This is a genomic window from Roseateles sp. NT4 (genome assembly GCF_051857475.1).
Taxonomy (GTDB): Bacteria; Pseudomonadota; Gammaproteobacteria; order Burkholderiales; family Burkholderiaceae_C; genus Pelomonas.
Window position 1 is genome coordinate 124,307 of record NZ_JBPZGZ010000004.1, and the last position, 19,157, is coordinate 143,463.

Below are 19,157 nucleotides of genomic sequence, written 5' to 3' on the forward strand. Positions count from 1 at the left end.
GACATGTCTTTCTCTCAATTCCTTGCGATCCTGCGTGCCCGAAAGATGGCTGCGTTCATCGCCTTCGCGGTCGTCGTGCTGCTGGCTCTGGCACTGAGCCTGCTGCTGCCCAAGAAGTACAAGGCCGAGGCCAGCGTCGTGATCGATGCCAAGCCAGACCCGGTGTCTGCACTCGGCAACGCAACGATGAGCCTGCCGAACTTCGTCGCGACGCAGATCGACATCATCACCAGCGACCGCGTGGCCCTGCGCGTCATCCGCGACCTGAAACTCACCGAGGTTCCGGTGCTGCGCGAGCAATGGCAGAAGGACGGCGGCGACAGCACGATCGAGCAGTTCCTGATCGAGCTTTTCCAGCTGGGCCTGGAAGTCAAGCCGAGCCGTGAGAGCAACGTCATCACCGTCTCGTACAAGAGCGCCGACCCGCGCTTCTCCGCGACGCTGGCGAATGCCTTCATCCAGGCCTATATCAGCACGACGCTCGAGCTGCGCTCCGATCCGGCCCAGAACTTCCGGCGCTTCTTTGATACGCAGACCAAGGAGGCTCGCGAGTCCCTTGAGAAGGCGCAAGCCAAGCTGTCCGCCTACCAGCAGGAGAAGGGGATCATCGCCACCGACGAGCGCCTCGACGTCGAGAACTCGCGCCTGAACGAGCTGAGCAGCCAGCTCACCCAGATGCAGGCCATCTCCGCCGAAAGCAACAGCCGCCAGGGGCAGGCCCAGGGCGCACGTGCCGACCAACTCGCCGAAGTGCTGAACAACCCGCTCATCAGCGGTCTGAAGGCGGACCTGAGCCGCAATGAAGCCAAACTGAAGGAACTCAACTCCAAGTTCGGTGATGCCCATCCGCAGGTCGTGGAGGCCAAGGCCAACATTGGCGAACTTCGCAGCCGCATCGACGCCGAGACCAAGAAGGTCACGTCCGGCGTGGGCGTCAACAACACCATCAATCAGGGTCGTGTGGCCCAGGTGCGCGGCGCGCTCGATGCGCAGCGCAACAAGGTGCTGCAGCTGAAGGCCGTGCGCGACGAAGGCATGCTGCTCCAGCGCGAGGTCGACAACTCGCAGCGGGCCTATGACCTGTTGACCGCGCGGCTGAACCAGACCGCCCTGGAGGCACAGAGCAACCAGAGCTACGCCACCATGCTGACCATGGCGCAGCCGCCTTCCGAGCCTTCGTCTCCCAAGGTGGTGCGCAACATGGTCGTGGCGGTGTTCTTCGGCCTTCTCATTGCGATCGCCGCAGTGATGACGCTGGAGAAATTCGATCGCCGGGCTCGTTCGTCGGAAGACCTCGTCAACGCCTTTGGCCTGCCCGTGCTGGGCGTCCTGCCGAACCCGAATGCCAAGCGCTTCGTGTCGGGACGCCTGGCAATGGCCGCAATACCAGCGCTGACCGCCAACCAGCCGCAACCTTGATCGAACGAGACAGGACACATCGTGACAACTAGTGCCCCGCTGCTCGGCGAGCAGACCCTAGCTGATCGTTCGATCGGCGCCATCATTGCCGAAACCCGCAACCTGTCCGCCGATCAGGTCGAGCGCATCCTCAGTCACCAGCGCACACATGGCGTCCGCTTCGGCGAGGCCGCGATTGCGCTGGGCTTCGCCAGCTCGGACGACGTGATGTTCGCGCTCGCCCAGCAATTCCACTACCCCTACGTGCAGGGCGAGGAAGGCAAGCAGAACCCCGAGCTGGTGTCGTTGAATCAGCCCTTCGGCGTTCAGGCGGAAAGCTTCCGGGCCATCCGCAGCCAGTTGATGATGCGCATCTTCAACGAGTCCCAGCCCCGCCGCGCCATCGCGGTGGTGAGTCCGGACACGGGTGATGGCAAGACCTTCTTCGCGGCCAATCTCGCCATCACGTTGGCACAGCTGGGCGGCCGTACGCTGCTGGTGGATGCCGACCTGCGCAGTCCGCGCCTGCATCAGGTGTTCGGCCTGGAGAACAAGGTGGGCCTGTCCGGCATCCTGAGCGGCCGGGCGGAGTCCCAGGTCATCCGGCAGATCAAGAGCGTTCCCAGCCTGTTCGTGCTGCCGGTCGGGGCCACGCCGCCCAACCCGGTCGAGCTGGTGGAACGCCCTGCGTTCGGCCTGCTGATCCGGGAGCTGATCTCCAAGTTCGACTACGTGGTGGTCGACACGCCGGCCGCACAGCATGGCAGCGACGCCGGCGTCATCGCGGCCCGTTGCGGTGCAGCATTGATGATCGCGCGGCGCAACAATTCGCGCATGCAGGCCCTGGCCAGCATGCTCGCTGACGTGGCCGACAGCCCCACCATCATGGTCGGCGCCGTCATCAACGACCACCAGTGAAATCCATGGCAGTTCGCGGCGGTGCGACATGGTCCAGTGATCTGGCCGCGGTGGCCCGAAGCCTGTGGCTCCCCGGCAATCGGCCGTGGCTGCTGCTTGGCGTTGGTGTGCTGGGCATGTATGTGCCGACCGTCGTGGGACTGCTGCGCACCGTCTGGAGTTCCGACGAGCAGGGGCACGGCCCCATCGTCCTGGCCATCGCCGTCTGGCTGATCTGGCGCGCGCGCGCGCTGGTTAACGAAACCTCCAGCAGCGCGCCTGCGCCGCTGTTCGCCTGGCCGCTGATTCTGTTCGGTGCCTTAACCCATGCCATCGGCGGGGCGATGGACGTGCTCATGCTGGAGGTGGGCTCGGTCATCCCGCTGCTGGCCGGGCTCGTGCTCCTCATGCGCGGCCCGAAGCAGCTGGCAGCCATGTGGTTCCCGCTGCTGTTCATGGTGTTTCTCGTGCCGCTGCCTGGTGTCGTCGTCGACGCCCTGACGCAGCCCATGAAGCTCGGCGTCTCGGTGGTGGCGGAGCACGTCCTCTACTGGTTTGGCTATCCGATCTCACGCTCCGGCGTCATCCTGCAGATCGGCCCCTACCAGCTGCTGGTCGCCGATGCCTGCGCCGGGCTGCACACGCTGTTCACGCTCGAAGCCCTGGGCCTGCTGTACCTGAACCTGGTCCGCCACTCGTCGACCTTACGCAACGTCGTGCTGGCCATCCTGATCGTGCCGATCAGTTTCACCGCCAACGTCATCCGCGTGATCATCCTCACCTTGATCACCTACCACTTCGGCGACGCCGCGGGCCAGGGCTTCCTCCATGGCTTCGCCGGCATGGTGCTCTTCCTGGCTGCGCTGGTGCTGATCATCAGCCTGGACAGCCTTATCCGCGTCTCGCTGGTGCGCGGTCAGCCGTCCAAACCCGCCTGAGGTGACCCGTGGGCCTGCAGACACCCAAGTCCCGCCTGACCGTCGCCATCATTGCGACCGTTCTGATGCTCGGCAGCGCCGTGGCGTCAAAGGCCCTCGCGCCAACTCAGCGCATGGCCGCGCGTTACGCGGGCGTGTCCCTGGAGACGCTGATTCCGCGCGAGTTCTCCGGCTGGCGCATCGACGACTCCATCATTCCGCTGGCTCCCGATCCGACCACCACCGCGGAGCTCGCCAGCCTGTATTCGCAGACGCTGTCGCGCACCTACGTGAACGCGTCGGGACAGCGCGTCATGCTGGCCCTCGCCTACGGTGGTGACCAGAGCCGCGAGCTGCAGGTGCACCGGCCCGAGGTCTGCTACGCCGCCCAAGGCTTCCAGGTGAAGGATGCCGCCAAGGTTACCCTTCAGTCCGCTTTCGGCACGGTGCCCGCCATGCAGTTGGTGGCACGCCGCAGTGGCCGCGTCGAGCCGATCACCTACTGGGTGCGCATGGGCGACGAACTGGTGCGGGGCAATCTGGAGCAAGGCATCGCCCGCGTGCGTTATGGGCTCGGCGGAAGCATCCCTGATGGCCTGCTGGTTCGCGTGTCGACCCTCGGCGACGACACAGGGGCTCAGTACGAACTGCAGCAGAGCTTTGTGCAGGCGATGCTGAGTGCCGTCAAACCTGATGCGCGCCCATACCTGCTCGGACGTCCTGCGGGCGCTGCGTCATGATCTATTTCGGTTTGGTCCTCAGCAGCCTCACCGAGTTGTTCGAGCGGCTTATCGACCTCGGCGCGTTCTATCTATCGCCGACTCGCTTGTTCCTGTTGGTGCTCGCTTTTGTCGCATACCTTGGATATTGCGGCAGCTACTCTTATCGCTTCAGTCTCGGCAAAAGCGCTAAGAATTTTGCGCTCGCTGTCTTGGTGCTGATTTTCCTGACGGCACTTAGTGTTACTGCTAGCAATGATTTGGCTTACTCCGCAAAGCGCGCCCTGAATACGACCAGCATTTATTTGATGCCGCTGGTGGTGTACGCATATTTGAGCATCAACTCTGCAAAATATCCCCACGATTTGTTGATCCAGAAGACTGGTAAGTGCATTGTCTACAGTGGACTATTCGTGGCACTGTTCGGGCTTCTCCAGGAAGCGACGGGGATTTTCCAGACATATCCGCAAGTTCGGTACATTGGTCCTATTCCGTATACCCGTATTAATTCTCTGTACGGCGATGGGAACTTTTTGTCTTACTTTCTCCTTTTTCCATTGTGGCTGTGTTTGGTCGGAAACGAAGCGTTGACCGGAATTGATTCGCTCGTGAAGCGCTACTGGATAGCATTCGCAATATTCATCGCAATCGTATTGTCCGGTTCGCGAGGCGGCTTGTTGATGATTGCCGCCGCCGCTGGTAGCCATTTGGCCTACAAATTGACCAAAGGCCGCCGCGGTTGGGTCATGGCGCTTGAGTTGCCGTTCGTGCTGCTACTCCCTTTCGGGCTGCTTGCGTACACGTATTTCGGATTTGAAAATATCCTCTCTCACGTCAATTCACTGGACACCGGGAATGAAAGCGGATTTTCGCGAGTGATGTCGTGGTATTCAGGGTTGCGTCTGTACCTCGATCATCCTCTGCTGGGTGTCGGCCCTGGCAATTTCATTACAATGGACAAGGGGAATTTGCTTCCCGTCAATTATGTGCAGCCGTGGGTGGCGCAGCGAATTAGCACTCTTGCTGGGCATTCCAACATAGTTGAAATCCTCGTTGAGTCCGGCCCATTAACGCTGTTTGCCTACTTGGTAGTTCAAATTGTCGTCTATATGGCGTTGCTCAATGCTTCGACCAAGTTCGGTGATTCGCGATTTGCGGTCTATCGCACTATTGTATTTTCTACGATGATTGGCAATTTGCTGATTAGTTATTATTTTCTGTTTTTTATGATTCTCATTGGTGTGCTGCTATTTGCAGTCGACCGAGCGAGGGTCTTGGCAGTTCAAAATAATCCTCAGACTTTCGCGCGTCGCAATGTTTGGGGTAATGCAGTTGGAGTTGGGTGATGAGCGAGGTGGGGAAGGTTTTGGCGAATTCATGCAGCATAGTAATCGCCTCGTACAATCGCGCAGAACTGCTGGACGAAACCCTGGTTAGTCTTCATGGCCACCTAAATTGCCACGGGCTATTGAACGAAATTCAGGTGGTGTTGATTGATAACAACTCGCCTGACCGCACACCAGAGGTGATGAGCAAATGGCAAAGCAAGTTTCCGTTTTGTGCGCATGCACGTGAGCTGAATCAGGGCTTGTCGTACGCGCGTAACGCTGGACTTGCGTTGGCAACTGGTGAAGTGGTGGTTTTTCTCGATGACGACGTCGAAGTCCACGAAAGGTGGCTGCCCGAGTTGATTCAGCCGTTTTCAAACCAGAATGTCGCGGTAGTCGGCGGCAAAGTCCTCGCTTTTGGTTCGGCTGAGCTGCCGGATTGGTTGCCTCGCGAATACGGGTACTTGGTCAGCGTCTTTGATCCTTTTGATACGGCGCGAGCTACCGATAAGGTGATGGGTGCCAATTTCGCACTGCGCGCTAGCAGTGTGCGAACTGTTGGGACGTTTGACCCCGCGCTTGGCCGCAAGGGAGCAAAACTCCTTGGCGGCGAAGAAGTCGATCTATTCGACAGAATTCGACGAGCAGGCGGGGAGGTTTGGTATACCCCCGCGGCTGTCGTGTATCACAAGATCGCGAACAAACTGCGCAAAGAATATATTATTGATTATGCGTATTGGCTAGGCGTATCCGAGGCGCACATGGAGAAAAACAGCCGCACTTGGCTGAAATATTGCCTTAAATACGTTCGGTCGATCGTCTTCCCGATAATCACGAAACAGCCGTCTGAGCAAGTGACTGATGACGCCAATGCAATGCGCCTGTCGATCAAGCGGCAGTACGCGCGTGGCTACTTGGCAATGGCTAAAGAACTGGCGTCTTGAACGTTGCGGCGTGCGCCTAGTTAGCCACTATGAGGTTGTTTTCTAGTTCCATCTGGAATGCTGCGACGTCGTTACTGATCACGGCTGTTTCCTTTGCGTCTGGCGTCATATTGGCGCGCGCTTTGGGCGCTGAAGGCAGAGGCACCTACGCCGTTGTCATTCTGGTCGTGACGTTGGCCTCTGGTCTGGCTCAGCTAGGGTTGGGGCAGTCATTTGTCTACACGAGTCGACAACAGGGGCACGGCGCACGTCGCTGGTTGGCCGTGGCGTCAATGGTCTCGGTGGGCGTACTCGCAGCACTGCTGGCAGCAGGTATGGGCACCACCTTGGGTGAGAAGCTCTCCAAGGTATTGATACTCAGCATGCTTGGCCTAAGCCTCTTGCAGGCCGCGGTCACCTACAGTTCCAACGCAATTCAGATCACCGCTGATGTGCGTGACTTTAACGCCGTGCGTCTTGTCCCAGCTGTCGCGGGTTTAGGGGCTGTAGCCGCGTTGGCCTTCACCCATCACTTGAACGTTGAGACAGCTATTTGGGCGGCTATCGGGGCAGCAACCTTGGCGATAGCTGCCGGTGCTGGCCTGCTCCTTGCCGGTCCTCGATCTGCGCCTTTGTACGCGTCGGGCTCGCTGGGAGCGGGATGGATCAAGTCTTATGTCGGATATGGCATTCGATACCACGGCACCATTGTTCTTGGTATTTTGGTACAGAACCTGGACAAAGTTGCTTTGACCTACCTTGGCTCGCCCAGGGAATTTGGTGTGTACACAGTCGCCTACAACACCTCGCGTTTTATCGGCGTGTTTCAGGAATCGATATCAGCGGCGCTGTATAGCCGCTTCGCAGGAATGCCGAGTGCTGAGTTGGGGAGTGCTACCCGAACTGCATTTGAATTAAGCTTTGCACCGGTTCTCTTGTTGGCAGTAGTAATGGGTTCCGCGGGCTTTTGGTTGATGCCGGCAATTTACGGCGCTGACTTCTCTTCCGCGTCACTGATTTTTTTCATTCTTGTGATCGAGTGCGTGATTGGTGGGTCAAGCTGGTTATTGGCTCAAAGATTCTCTGCGGATGGAAGACCGGGACTAATCTTCCTTCGCCAAATGGTTTCGCTCGTACCAGTCATATTGGCGTTGTTTTTCGTCAGTCATCGGAACTTCGCCGTGATTTTGGCGGCCAGCATGTTGGTGTCGTCCATTCTGCGATTGGTGCTGACCTTTGTTATATATAAGGTTGTCTTTCATGAGGGCATCCCCAAACTTTTCGTTGGCCCTGGGCGCTACAAGCGTCAGATCGGCATGAAATAGAAATTAGAGGGCTCTTTGCAAAAACATCTTGAGCATTTTGAATCGCTGCGTGGCATAGCGGCCCTTTGGGTGGCGCTGAGCCACGTGCTGCTCATATGTGAGTACGAAGTTCCGGTATTGTCTCAGGGCGGATGGGCGGTCGACCTCTTTGTCATATTGAGCGGTTTTGTCATCGGGCTGTTGCGGGTGTCTAACTCTGAGCCCTATCTGCCGTATTTGATTCGGCGCTTTGGAAGAATATATCCGCTCTATGTTTTTGCATTGCTGCTCGGGCTGTTGACTTCGAAATACTATGCTGCGGTCATTGGTGTTTCGTTTTGGGGAAATTCGGTTTCACCGGAATTTTTGATTAGGACTCAGAACGAAAACGATGGCTATTTGGCTCATTTGATCTTGCACATCACCATGCTCCATGGCGCAGTGTCTGATTCGATATTGCCGCAGGCGGCATTGACGTTTAGTGGGCCTTTGTGGTCAATTTCGTTGGAATGGCAGTTTTATCTTTTGGCGCCATTTCTGATTCTTGCGCTTGATGTTGAGCGGAAGAACCGCTGGCCCTGGGCTTTGGCGGTGTTGCTTGTTTCGGTTTTTGCCTATTGGCTGTCAAAGCGGCTCTGGGTCGGTGAGGTGCCGTCGTTCTTGCCCTTCCGGTTGCCATTTTTTATTTTTGGAATTCTTTCCGCCATATTTTGGAATCGATTCAGGTCATCGAATCGGTGGGTGGTGGTCGTATACCTTGTGCTGGGGTTTTTGGTGCTGCCAAAATTCGGCGCTAATAGGCTTTCGTTGCTGCTTTGGGGTGGTACCTACTTTTGCGCACTTTTCGGTGGGTACGGCATGGGTTGGATTGATCGGGTGTTGACGAGTCAGCCACTAAAGTGGCTTGGACAGCGTTCTTATGGGCTCTATCTACTTCACATGCCCTTGCTTCTTATCTTTTGCACGCTGATTTCGGGTTGGTTGCCGGAGTTGGGCCAGTTTGCAACCATGTGCATACTGATTGCCTTTGTCGGCTGTGTCGTGGTTCCGTTGGCTGCGATCGTTTATAAGTATTTTGAAATGCCGATGAATAAATATTTCCGGCAGCTGGCGGCAAATGTCTCCGCCAATGCAGCTGCATCACCAAGCAATTAAGGGAAAAAATGACTGCTGGCGAATCCGCTCTTGCCCAGAATTACGCGGCAACTCTGAATCAGGTCGTCGATGCATCGATGCCGACCGCCGTGCTGGACTTTCCGGACTATGGCAATGTTGGCGACAGTGCCATCTGGCTGGGCGAAGTCCGCTACCTCGAGCGCATTCGTGCCAAGGTTCATTACTCCTCGGATATCTTCTTCTACAACGAAGAGGTGTTGCGGCGCCGGATGCCGTTCGGCCAGGTGTTGCTGACCGGCGGCGGCAATTTCGGCACGATCTGGACGGAGAACCAGGCTTGGCGCGAGGCCGTGATTGAAAGGCTGCGCGATTACCGCGTGGTTCAATTGCCCCAGACGCTTCAATTCACGGATGAGCGGGCCCGCGACCGGGTTGCCGCGAGAATTGCGCGCCACCCCGATTTCACGCTGATGGTGCGTGATGTGCGCAGCCAGAATATCGCCGAAAAGGAACTGGGCGCACGCACCATTCTGTGCACTGACGGCGCCGTCATGCTGGGGGGCGAATTGGTGCGCAAGCCGGCCTCGGTTGATATTCTCGTGCTGGCACGCTCGGACAAGGAAGTAAGCGGCGGCGGGCTGACGAATTTCCAGATTCCGGGGCGGACAGTCGCCATCACCGACTGGCTGGAGGAGCCGGGTACGTCCACGCGCTCGACAGCGAGATTCTGGAAACGGGTGGCGCATTCGAGCTTGGGCAGCCAGGGTTTCATCCAGCGCAAGCAATGGAAACACTTGAATCTGCTGGCCGCGGAGCGAATCCAGCGCGGCGTGGATATTCTCAGCCAGGGCAAGATCGTTGTAACGGACCGCCTGCACGCTCACATCATGAGCACATTGCTTGGAATTCCTCACGTCGTGTTGGACAACAACTACGGCAAGATTCATGGATTCATCAATTGCTGGCACCCGGACAACCCGCTGGTGCATATGGCGCATTCGATGGACGAGGCGGTTGCCAAGGCGCAGGCCTTGCTCGCCAAGTCCTGAAGCTGGTTTGTCGCAGAGAGGTAGTTGATGTCGGCGCGTTTTTCAGCCTGGCAGCGTCTGATGGCGCGATGGGGGCAGCCGCTGGATCGGCAGCTGATCAAGGACGCCTGGAGCGACCACAACCTGGCCGGCATCGGCGCTGGCGATTCAACCGCCGAACTGCACCGGCGGCTGGCGCAGATGCAGCAATTGCCGGCGCAGCCAGCTCTGGTCAAGGGCGCCCCCGACCTGAATCGCCTGCGCAGCACCGTGGCGGGTCGGTTGGCGTCTGCGAGCGTGGAGTCACTGCATCGCGACCCTGCCGCCATGGCCGACGCGCGCCTGCTGGCTCAGCTCAAGGTTGAAGACCCGCTGTCGTTCGCGGTTCACCACGAGGTCTTCGAACGCCAGAACGCGGCTGTGCTTGCGCCGCTTCGCGCGCAGCTGGGTGCGCAGGTGGTGCTGCACATGACATGCGTGCCACGGCTCGATCGGGCACGCCACAGCGAGCAGAGTTTCAAGGCGAAGGATTCAGGCCTGGGTCATCTGCATGTGATCGGGGGCGGCCACGATTCGCCCTACGCGTTGAACGACAACGTGCTGACCGTGCCAGTCCCTGACAGCTACGAGCACCTACCGCAGAAGATGGCGGCGGCCTTCGCGCTGTTGGCGCATGTGCGAAGTCTGGAGGCGGTGCTGAAGGTCGACGACGACCATCGCCTGGCTGACCTGGCGGCGCTGAATGCCGGATGGCGGCAGGTGCGTGGCGAGAGCGCAGGGCAGGCCGGCTCGGTGATCCGAGCCCGGCATCATGGTGACCACGAGCGGGCCTGGCATTTCGGCAAGTGCAGCCGGCCCGAGTTGAACGCGCGGCCTCATCAATGGTTTGCAGCGCTGCGCTGGTGCGATGGCGCTGCGGGCTACATGGTCAGCCGCGCCGGTTTGCGGGCCCTGCATTGGGCGTCGCTGTATTTCGCCGATTTCGTGGCGTCGGCGCTTTATGAGGACGTGTTGATGTCGGAAGTGATGCGCCGTTTCTCGGCGGGTCTGCGGCCGCTCGACATGTCCCGCATCCTTGCGGCGAAGAGCGACTATTGACGCATCTGCTGCGCGCAGGGCTTGAGCCATTACCAACGAGCGAGGTAGTTCCATGAAGCGGTTTTGGATGCTTTTGTTCGTGCTCTGCCTGATGGGCAGTCAAGCGCGTGCGGCGGACGGTTATCAGATTGGTGTCTATTACTTCCCCGGCTGGCGCTCCGGCCTGAAAGCGGCTCCGGCGATGGAGCCGTGGCAGCGCATCAAGGCGTTCAAGGAGCGCGAGCCGCTGCTGGGCTGGTACGACGACGGTTCGGTCGACGTGATGAACCAGCAGCTGGGCTGGATGCACGACTACGGCCTGAGCTACGTCGTGTTCGACTGGTACTGGGGCGGCGGCAAGGTGCAGTTGGAGCATGGTCTGCGGGCCTATTTCACAGCGCCCAACCGCAGCAAGGTGCCGTTTGCGCTGATGTGGTCCAACCACGATGCCGCACCAACGTCAGCCGACGACTTCAAGGCCATGGTGCGCTACTGGATCGATAACTACTTTCGTCGGCCCGAGCTCTTCAAGATCGACGGCCGGCCGGTGGTGTTCATCTTCGATCACCAGCACCTCGAGGGCCGCGCGCGCAGCTTCGGCATGGACGTCCCCGGTCTGATCGCCGCGGCGCAGGATCTGGTCAAGCAGGCCCAGTTGCCGCCGATCTTTTTCGTCGGAGGCACCTTCAGCAGCGGCAAGGCCTCAGCGTCTGGTTACGACGCGACGTCCGCCTACAACTACCCCGGGCTGCAGCGGCCGTCGCGCAACTATGGCGAGCTGACGACGGACTACCGCAAGGTCTGGGAGTTCCAGACCGCACGCAATGACTTGCCCTACATCGTGCCGATGACTCAGGGATGGGACAAGCGCCCCTGGGGCGGCAGCAAGGACCCCGATCACGACCGCTCGGGCGGCGACGTGGCGGCTTTCGAGGCGCACCTGCGCGCGGCGCGCGCCTTGATGGACCAGATGCCGTCACAGACGCGCCGCATGGGCGTGATCTGCTGCTGGAACGAGTTCGGCGAAGGTTCGTACATCGAGCCGACCAAGGTGGGTGGCTTCGGTTTCCTGGAAAAGGTGAGAGACGTGTTTGGGGAAGCCAAGAAATGACGCTGGGCGCGGGTTCTGATGGCGCACGGCGCAACGCACTGTTCGTGCATCAATCCGCGGAGATGTATGGCTCCGACAAGGTCTTGCTCTACATCGTGACGGGGCTGCTGGCGCGGGGCCGTTACTGGCCGATCGTGGTGGTGCCGAGCGAGGGCCCGCTGGTCGAGGCCCTGCGTGGTAGCGGCGTGGAAGTGCATGTCGCAGAGATTGCGAAGGTGGCGCGTGCCGTCTTCACGCCGCGTGGCTTCCTGGGCCTGATCGGGCAGATGCGCACCGCCATACGTGACTACGACAAGGTGGTGGCGGGCCGGCGAATCGAGCTGGTTCACTCGAACACGCTGGCTGTGCTGGGCGGTGCTGCATGGGCCTGGCGCCGGAAGGTGCGGCACTTGTGGCACGTGCACGAGATCATCATTTCGCCCCGGCTGGTCAGCAAGGCCTTCCCGCGGCTGGTGAGCATGGCTTCCGACAAGGTGATCTCGAATTCGACGCTGACCGAGCGCTGGCTCGTCACGGAGCAGCCGTCGCTGCAGCCGCGGTCGGTGGTGGTGTTCAACGGGCTGCCTCCGCAGGGTGAGGTGAGTGCGGATGCGGCAGAGGCGTTCAGGCGGCGTACCGGCGCTCGACCCGGCGACCTTCTGGTGGTGCTGGCCGGGCGCCTGAATCGTCTGAAGGGTCAGGGCCTGCTGATCGATGCCATCGCCCGTCTCAAGGCGCGCGGCATGCTGCCGGCGCTGCATGTCGCGATCGTGGGTGATGTGTTTGCAGGCCAGGAGATCTGGCGCACCCGGCTGGTCGATCAGGTGGCGGAAGCGGGCCTGGGTGAGCACATCAGCTTTGTGCCCTTCGTGGACGACATCCGCCCTGTGTGGAGTGCTGCGGATATCGCCGTCGTGCCTTCCACGGAGCCCGAGTCGTTTGGCATGGTGGCGATCGAGGCGATGGCCGCCGCCGTGCCCGTGATCGCTGCCGGCCACGGAGGGGTGCTGGACATCGTGGAGCATGACTCGACGGGGCTGCTCTTCACGCCGTGCGACGTGGAGGCGCTTGCCCAGGCGCTGCTGAAGCTGGCGCATGACCCGGCGCTGCGCGCGCGGTTGGGAGCCGAGGGACGGCGCCACCAGCTGAGCCGCTTCTCGGCGGAAAGCCAGATCGCCGGTGTCGAACAGGTCTACGACGGCATGCTTTTGGAAGCACGCTGAGCGCGACGGAATGAAAACAGAAATGCAATCGAAGAAATCTACGCTGCGCATCCTGGGCACACGAGGAGTGCCCGCCGCCCATGGCGGCTTTGAGACCTTTGCCGAGTACCTGGCGCTGCATCTGGTCCGCCAGGGGTGGCGCGTCGTCGTCTATTGCCAGGAGGAGGGTGATGGCCCCGTCTTCCAGGACACATGGGAGGGCGTGGAGCGCGTGCGCATTCCCGTGAAGGGCGATGGCGCCAAGAGCACGATCGTCTTCGATTGGAAGGCGACAGTGCACGCGTCGCAGCACCGCGACCTGTGCCTCACGCTTGGCTACAACACCGCGATCTTCTGCGCGCTGTTGCGCCTGAAGGGCGTGCCCAACGTCATCAACATGGATGGCATCGAATGGTCCCGGGCGAAATGGGGCCCGGTCGCCAAGACGTGGTTCTGGCTGAACGACTGGGCAGGGTGCTGGCTGGGCAACCATCTGGTGGCCGACCATCCCGAGATCAAGGTCCACCTCAGCTCGCGGGTGCGCGCCGACAAGATCACCACCATCGCCTACGGTGCGGACCGTGTCTCCAGCATGCCCGACGATGCCGTACGCGCACTGGACCTAGTGCCGCGGCGATACCTGACACTGGTGGCTCGTCCGGAGCCGGAAAACTCCATACTGGAGGTCGTGAGCGGCTTTTCCAAGCGGCCGCGCGGGTTGCAGCTGGCGGTGCTGGGCAATTACAACGAGGCGAACGCCTATCACCGGGCCGTCAAGGCCGCGGCCGGCCCAGAGGTGCGCTTCCTGGGCGCCATCTATGACAAGCCAGTGGTGCAGGCGCTGCGTTTCCACAGCGCTGCCTATGTCCACGGCCATCAGGTCGGCGGCACCAATCCGTCGCTCGTGGAGGCGCTGGGAGCGGGCAACGCCGTGATTGCTCACGACAACCGGTTCAACCGCTGGGTTGCCGGTCCGGAGGCGCTGTATTTCAGCGGTGCCGATGGATTCAACGAGGTGTTGACGGCCGCGCTCGCCGACCCCGAGCGGCTGCCGCGCATGCAGGCGGCCTCAGTGGGACGCTATGAAGCCGGCCTGACGTGGCCACAGATCCTCGGCCAGTACGAGCGTCTGCTGGAAAGCTGGCTGCCGAAGGGGGCGTGAGCCTCGACCAGCGTTCGCTCATCCGAAGATCGCGGGCCCTGCGCCAAAGTTGGACAGGTTGGGCAGCACGAGCTGTCGCTCTGCCACGCTTAGGCCCATCCATCCGCCGAGCATGCTTGCGAGTGAAGTGACGCTCGTGGTGGGCATCATCCGGCCGGAGCCGACGTCGGTCGCGGAGCCCACCGCCGTGATCGGAAAATCGCCAAGGATTTGCTTGCCCTTGACGGCGCCGCCAAGAACGAAGTGGTGGCTGCCCCAGCCGTGATCTGACCCGTCGCCGTTGCTGACGAGCGTGCGGCCGAAGTCACTGGCGGTGAAGAGCGTCACGTTGTTGGTCATGCCGACACCTTGCAGCGCACTCATGAACCAGCTGATGGATTGGGCGACGCGCGCCATCATCATCGGCTGATCGCGCATCTGGTAGGCGTGTGCGTCGAACCCGCTGACGTTCACCATGAACACCTGACGCTGCATGCCCAGGCGGGGCGCGGCGGCGATCATCTGTGCCACCACGCGGAGTTGCTTGGCCAGCGAGTCGGTGGCGAGATTGAGGGTTGTGCCGTCCGGCAATGTCACGATGACGTTGGGCAGCGCCGGGATGCTCGTGGAGGAGAGCGCAGACTTCAGCGTGCTGCCGGTTGCGAGCGAGCGCTGGACGACCTTCAGGTATTCCGCCTGGAACTCGTTGGGGCTGCTGGTGGTGCTCAGCATGCTCTTCAAGGCCCCAGGCACCAAAGCGCTGCCCGCATGCGTGCCAGCCTCTGCGGGGTTGATGAGTACCGGGCCATCCAGGCCGAGCTGGTATTGCGTGACCTTCGAGCCGCTCAGGAACACAGCGTTGCCGCTGGTCGAGATGGCCGTGAAGACGGGCTGCTGGTTGGCGGACATCAGCAGGTCGCCCATGCGGCCGCCCCAGCCAGTGGGTGCGCCTTCCGGCTGGAGCGATTGCCACATCGCTTGCTGGTCGTTGTGGGAGTAGAGCTTCGTCGGCAGGCCGACGCCCGCGACGGCCTCGCTCTTCGTGACCGGCCGGATCAAGGTGCCCACGTTGGCAACGGCAGCGCATTTGCCGGCTTCGTATAGCGCGAGCAGTGGCGCCAGTTCCTGCGGCATCCCGAACGTGCGGCCGGCTGCTTGGCCGGGCGTGCTCATCGCCTGCAGCTTGTTGAGTGGAATCGCGAGTTCGCGACGCGCTGCGGTGTAGGCGGCGTAGTTGGTACTGTCAGTCGGCACGATCCAGTTGTGGCTGTCGTTGCCGCCCTGCATGAAAAGGCACACCAGGGCCTTGTAGCCATCGTTGGTCGTTGCTGCCGAAGCTTGGCCAGCGGCCAGCGCACCGAGCCCCGCCAGGTTCATGGCCAGAGGTGTGCTGAATCGGCCCAGGCCAGTGGCGGCCAGACCGCCCGCAGCTGCAAGGAAGGCTCGTCGTGAGGTGTTGGTAGCCATGGCAATCAGTTCTGGTAGATGTATTCAGGGGAAGCGAGCGTAAGGAACAGCGCAATCTGCGCACGGCGCTGGGCACCGTTTTCCGTCGTGAGGCTGATCTGCGACGTCATGTCCAGGATCTGCTGGCGCAAGGTCGACGTCATCCGGCCATCGAGAAGCATCAGGTTCAGATGGTCCAGAAGCGCTGCCTGGTTGTTGTATCCCGCCATGGCGATCTGCGTCGCATAAGTGTTGGAGATGTCGCCGTTCGTGCCGAGGCCGCCGATCACCATGAATTCAGCACTGTTCAGCCAGGCGGCGACGGTGGACTCATTGATGATCTGGAATTCAGGTGCCGTGGCGCCGCGTGCGCTGAACGTCGTGTTCGGCGGCACATATCCGGGCCGGAAGTAGTTGAAGACCGAAGGTGAGGCCAGCGCACGCTGACCCTGAGCTTCGCCGTTCTCCTGCATCAGATATTCCCCGCTTGCCGACTGGGCACCAAGCGCACGCATCCAGTGCGTGACGCGGAGCACGGGCTCGCGCAGCTTGCCAAAATTGGCGGGCGGGGTGTTGCGGGCTTCCGGGTCCAGCAAGATGGCCTTGACCACCGCGCCGAGATCGCCGCGCACGCCCTGACCGTTGTCGTTGAACACGCTGGCGACTCGGCCGACGTAGGCCGGGCTGGGATCGCTGGTGACCAGGCGCTGGATCAGCTGGCGGCCGATGAACGGGCCGACGTTGGGATGGTTGAAGAGAGCATCCAGTGCTGTCTTCAAGTCCGACTGTGCGCTGCCGCCCGCCGGAATCGTGGTTGCCCAGGCCTTGCCGCTGAAGAGCTTCTTCTCGGCGGTGGAGTGCTGGCTGGCGTAAGCCTTCATCGGCAGAAAATCGATCTGCATGTCGTTGGTCGCGGTCACACTGGGCGCGCTGAAGCGGAAAACGCTCTCGGTCAGTTGTGCGTCGGGGTACGCCCAGCTCCAGCCGGTGAATACCTTCGCCATTGCCATGACGTCAGCGGTTGTGTAGGTCTCGATGGGGTTGCCGTTGGCATCCTTCTTGACCGTGCCGTCGTTGTTCAGCTCGTAAAGGCCAATGGAGAACAGCTGCATCACTTCCCGGGCGAAGTTCTCGTCGGGCATGCGGCCGGTCGCGGCGTCTTCCTTGCGGTTGCGCATGTGGGCGAGGTAGATGCCCATCGCCGGCGTGAGGGCCATGTCTTCGAGCAACGTGCGGTAGTTGCCGAACGAGTCCTTGTGGAGCAGGTCGACGTATTGCGCATAGGCACGGGCATGGGCGTACAGGTTCAGGTCGACCTGTGACACCATGAAGATTTGGTGCAACGCGAACGCGACGCGCTGGCGCAGTTGGTCAGGCGCGCGGGCGGCACGCTCCCAGAATTTCTGGGCTACCCACATCTGCGTGTAGTTCGCGCCGTATGGGCGGTACGCATTGCCCTGCGCGTATTTGGCCTGGACGTGGTTGAAGAAGTCGCGCGAATAGGGCAGCGCCTGCTGCGTGGAAATCCAGCTCGCGTAGCCGTTGTTGACGACCTTGGTGATGTCTTCGGTCGTCGGGCCGAAGGTGGCCTGCTGCAGGAAGCGGACGGCGTCGATCTTGTTGCTCCATTGGCCGTCGGCCGCAACCGTCGGCCAGGTCAGGCGCAATGCACTGTCGAAGAAGAGGCCGCTCTGGCCGGGAGACGTGTCCACGCCGTCGAAGGCCGCGTTGCGGGCGCCGCGGTCGACGATCGCGCCGGTGGTGGTCGGCAGGATGGTGGTGACGCCATCGCTGAGGTAAGCGATGTGCAGGTTGCGGTCGGCGCCGCTGACAGCGTCGTTGGTGAAGACGATGTCGACCTTGGAGCCACCTTTCAGGGTGGCGGCGCTGAACTTGTAGTCGTCGAGCGTCGTCGACTTCACCTCGACGGTGCCAATGACTTGACCATCGATGCGCAGGGTCATCATGGCGCCGACGCCGGCGGAAACATCGGCCCTGGCACGAATCGTCAATGAGGGCGGCTCGGCTTGCACTGCCGCCATCTCCTTCACCAGGGGTCTCGCCTCAGCGTCGGGCGTTGAAATGACCACGTTGGACGGCTCATTGCCGGCGACGCTGGCTGTTGCCCCGTTGGGCCCCTGAGTCGTCGCAGCAGAGTTCGATGCTGGCTGTGTGGGTGTCGCCGATCCGCCGCCGCCGCCGCAGCCAGTCAAGGCGGCGGCGATGGCGACAGTGATGGCAGCGAGGACCGGGCGCGAGGCGTTGAGAGGGAAATACATAGGTTGGAGCACGAGATACAACGGTGTGCGCCATCGGAGTTGGCGGCTGAATGGGGGGTTAGTCCGACCCTCCCAATGTAGGTGGTTGACGATACTTTTGAATTGGGCTAACTGGGCGCCGTCGTGAATGCCATCACGCCCTCAAAATCGGTTACACCGCGACACGTAGGCAGCGTTAGTGATGCTTTCCTCATCTGCGCTGCTGCCGTTGAATCCATCACGTATAGGACAATGGCAGGCTGTATCGGGCAGCATAGGAAATTAGCGTGAAGGTTCTCGTCACCGGCGCAGCCGGCTTCATCGGCATGCATGTCAGCCAGATCCTGCTGGCACGTGGTGACCAGGTCGTGGGTCTGGACAATCTGAACGACTACTACAGCCCTCAGCTCAAGCACGACCGCCTTGCGCGCCTGACGCCCAAGCCGGGTTTCAGCTTCGTACAGATGGACGTGGCCGACCGCGAAGGCATTGCCAAGCTATTTGCCGAGCAGCGCTTCGACCGCGTGGTGCATCTGGCAGCCCAGGCCGGCGTGCGCTATTCCATCGAGAACCCGCACGCCTACATCGACAGCAACATCGTCGGTTTCACCAACATCCTGGAAGGCTGCCGCCACACCGGCGTGCAGCATCTGGCCTACGCGTCCAGCTCCAGCGTCTACGGCGGCAACACGCTGATGCCCTTCTCGGAGCATCACAGCGTCGACCACCCCATCAGCCTCTACGCGGCCACCAAGAAGGCCAACGAGCTGATGGCCCACACGTATTCGCACCTTTTTGGGTTGCCGACGACGGGCCTGCGCTTCTTCACGGTCTATGGCCCCTGGGGCCGGCCGGACATGGCCCTCTTCCTGTTCACCAAGGCCATCATCGAAGGGCGGCCCATCAACGTGTTCAATCACGGCAAGATGATTCGCGACTTCACCTATGTCGATGACATCGCCGAAGGCGTCGTGCGCGTGCTGGACCGCACCGCCACGGCCGATCCCGACTACGACCCCGCCAAGGCCGATCCGGCGCGCTCCAGTGCACCATATCGGGTCTTCAACATCGGCAACCACGCGCCCATCCAGCTGATGAGCTTCATCGAGGCCATCGAGAAGTCGGTGGGCCGCGAGGCGACGAAGAACTTCATGCCCCTGCAGGACGGCGACGTGCCCGCCACGCACGCCGACGTCGAGGAATTGGCAGCCTGGACGGATTTCCGCCCCGCCATGCCGGTGCCCGAGGGCATCCAGCGCTTCGTGGCCTGGTACCGCGACTACTACAAGGTCTGAGCGCGGGCCGCGCCCGAC

Annotated in this window: 16 protein-coding genes; 14 read left to right on the plus strand and 2 right to left on the minus strand. The window is 61.2% G+C overall.

Annotated elements, in window-relative coordinates:
- Nucleotides 1-3: 3 nt before the first annotated feature.
- Genes epsF through ACS5PN_RS23845 form a run of 13 tightly spaced genes read left to right on the plus strand, consistent with a single transcriptional unit; the run spans nucleotide 4 to nucleotide 14,161 of the window.
- Entirely contained in the window at nucleotides 4-1,419 is a 1,416-nt protein-coding gene (gene epsF / locus ACS5PN_RS23785) for a chain length determinant protein EpsF (RefSeq protein WP_439466505.1), read from the plus strand.
- A gap of 21 nt (nucleotides 1,420-1,440) precedes the next feature.
- On the plus strand, nucleotides 1,441-2,316 hold the full coding sequence (locus tag ACS5PN_RS23790) for a polysaccharide biosynthesis tyrosine autokinase (RefSeq protein ID WP_439466506.1): 876 nt from the start codon (nucleotides 1,441-1,443) through the stop codon (nucleotides 2,314-2,316).
- A gap of 5 nt (nucleotides 2,317-2,321) precedes the next feature.
- Nucleotides 2,322-3,233, plus strand: a complete 912-nt coding sequence (gene xrtB / locus ACS5PN_RS23795; protein ID WP_439466507.1) for an exosortase B — start codon at nucleotides 2,322-2,324, stop codon at nucleotides 3,231-3,233.
- Nucleotides 3,234-3,241: 8 nt separating this feature from the next.
- Entirely contained in the window at nucleotides 3,242-3,952 is a 711-nt protein-coding gene (gene epsI / locus ACS5PN_RS23800; protein WP_439466508.1) for an exosortase-associated protein EpsI, B-type, read from the plus strand.
- Complete coding sequence (locus ACS5PN_RS23805) at nucleotides 3,949-5,277, plus strand: O-antigen ligase family protein (RefSeq protein WP_439466509.1); 1,329 nt, start codon at nucleotides 3,949-3,951, stop codon at nucleotides 5,275-5,277. The genes epsI and ACS5PN_RS23805 overlap by 4 nt, the downstream gene beginning before the upstream one ends.
- On the plus strand, nucleotides 5,277-6,203 hold the full coding sequence (locus tag ACS5PN_RS23810) for a glycosyltransferase family 2 protein (protein ID WP_439466510.1): 927 nt from the start codon (nucleotides 5,277-5,279) through the stop codon (nucleotides 6,201-6,203). The genes ACS5PN_RS23805 and ACS5PN_RS23810 overlap by 1 nt, the downstream gene beginning before the upstream one ends.
- A gap of 29 nt (nucleotides 6,204-6,232) precedes the next feature.
- Nucleotides 6,233-7,507: a lipopolysaccharide biosynthesis protein gene (locus tag ACS5PN_RS23815; RefSeq protein ID WP_439466511.1), complete on the plus strand. Its 1,275-nt coding sequence runs from the start codon at nucleotides 6,233-6,235 to the stop codon at nucleotides 7,505-7,507.
- Between the two features lie 15 nt (nucleotides 7,508-7,522).
- Nucleotides 7,523-8,641: an acyltransferase family protein gene (locus ACS5PN_RS23820; protein WP_439466512.1), complete on the plus strand. Its 1,119-nt coding sequence runs from the start codon at nucleotides 7,523-7,525 to the stop codon at nucleotides 8,639-8,641.
- An 8-nt stretch (nucleotides 8,642-8,649) separates the two neighbouring features.
- Complete coding sequence (locus tag ACS5PN_RS23825; RefSeq protein WP_439466513.1) at nucleotides 8,650-9,651, plus strand: polysaccharide pyruvyl transferase family protein; 1,002 nt, start codon at nucleotides 8,650-8,652, stop codon at nucleotides 9,649-9,651.
- 27 nt (nucleotides 9,652-9,678) lie between these two features.
- Nucleotides 9,679-10,728: a hypothetical protein gene (locus tag ACS5PN_RS23830; protein WP_439466514.1), complete on the plus strand. Its 1,050-nt coding sequence runs from the start codon at nucleotides 9,679-9,681 to the stop codon at nucleotides 10,726-10,728.
- A gap of 52 nt (nucleotides 10,729-10,780) precedes the next feature.
- Nucleotides 10,781-11,818, plus strand: a complete 1,038-nt coding sequence (locus ACS5PN_RS23835; RefSeq protein WP_439466515.1) for a glycoside hydrolase family 99-like domain-containing protein — start codon at nucleotides 10,781-10,783, stop codon at nucleotides 11,816-11,818.
- Complete coding sequence (locus ACS5PN_RS23840; protein ID WP_439466516.1) at nucleotides 11,815-13,020, plus strand: glycosyltransferase family 4 protein; 1,206 nt, start codon at nucleotides 11,815-11,817, stop codon at nucleotides 13,018-13,020. Before ACS5PN_RS23835 ends, ACS5PN_RS23840 begins: the two co-directional genes overlap by 4 nt.
- Before the next feature lie 22 nt (nucleotides 13,021-13,042).
- The gene (locus ACS5PN_RS23845) at nucleotides 13,043-14,161 is read left to right on the plus strand and encodes a DUF1972 domain-containing protein (protein WP_439466517.1); all 1,119 of its coding nucleotides are present in this window, start codon (nucleotides 13,043-13,045) and stop codon (nucleotides 14,159-14,161) included.
- A gap of 18 nt (nucleotides 14,162-14,179) precedes the next feature.
- Here ACS5PN_RS23845 and ACS5PN_RS23850 read toward each other — a convergent pair whose 3' ends face one another.
- Together ACS5PN_RS23850 and ACS5PN_RS23855 are read right to left on the minus strand one after the other, a co-directional pair.
- The gene (locus ACS5PN_RS23850; protein WP_439466518.1) at nucleotides 14,180-15,607 is read right to left on the minus strand and encodes a DUF1501 domain-containing protein; all 1,428 of its coding nucleotides are present in this window, start codon (nucleotides 15,605-15,607) and stop codon (nucleotides 14,180-14,182) included.
- A 5-nt stretch (nucleotides 15,608-15,612) separates the two neighbouring features.
- Nucleotides 15,613-17,877: a DUF1800 family protein gene (locus ACS5PN_RS23855; RefSeq protein ID WP_439466922.1), complete on the minus strand. Its 2,265-nt coding sequence runs from the start codon at nucleotides 17,875-17,877 to the stop codon at nucleotides 15,613-15,615.
- Between the two features lie 254 nt (nucleotides 17,878-18,131).
- Between ACS5PN_RS23855 and ACS5PN_RS23860 the strand changes: the two genes are divergently transcribed.
- Entirely contained in the window at nucleotides 18,132-19,139 is a 1,008-nt protein-coding gene (locus ACS5PN_RS23860; protein ID WP_439466519.1) for an NAD-dependent epimerase, read from the plus strand.
- The last annotated feature ends 18 nt before the right edge of the window (nucleotides 19,140-19,157 follow it).

Coding starts and splice junctions, on each gene's coding strand:
- epsF (WP_439466505.1), top strand. CDS start 4: ATGTCTTTCTCTCAATTCCTTGCGATCCTGCGTGCCCGAAAGATGGCT.
- xrtB (WP_439466507.1), top strand. CDS start 2,322: ATGGCAGTTCGCGGCGGTGCGACATGGTCCAGTGATCTGGCCGCGGTG.
- ACS5PN_RS23805 (WP_439466509.1), top strand. CDS start 3,949: ATGATCTATTTCGGTTTGGTCCTCAGCAGCCTCACCGAGTTGTTCGAG.
- ACS5PN_RS23810 (WP_439466510.1), top strand. CDS start 5,277: ATGAGCGAGGTGGGGAAGGTTTTGGCGAATTCATGCAGCATAGTAATC.
- ACS5PN_RS23815 (WP_439466511.1), top strand. CDS start 6,233: ATGAGGTTGTTTTCTAGTTCCATCTGGAATGCTGCGACGTCGTTACTG.
- ACS5PN_RS23825 (WP_439466513.1), top strand. CDS start 8,650: ATGACTGCTGGCGAATCCGCTCTTGCCCAGAATTACGCGGCAACTCTG.
- ACS5PN_RS23830 (WP_439466514.1), top strand. CDS start 9,679: ATGTCGGCGCGTTTTTCAGCCTGGCAGCGTCTGATGGCGCGATGGGGG.
- ACS5PN_RS23835 (WP_439466515.1), top strand. CDS start 10,781: ATGAAGCGGTTTTGGATGCTTTTGTTCGTGCTCTGCCTGATGGGCAGT.
- ACS5PN_RS23840 (WP_439466516.1), top strand. CDS start 11,815: ATGACGCTGGGCGCGGGTTCTGATGGCGCACGGCGCAACGCACTGTTC.
- ACS5PN_RS23845 (WP_439466517.1), top strand. CDS start 13,043: ATGCAATCGAAGAAATCTACGCTGCGCATCCTGGGCACACGAGGAGTG.
- ACS5PN_RS23850 (WP_439466518.1), bottom strand. CDS start 15,607: ATGGCTACCAACACCTCACGACGAGCCTTCCTTGCAGCTGCGGGCGGT.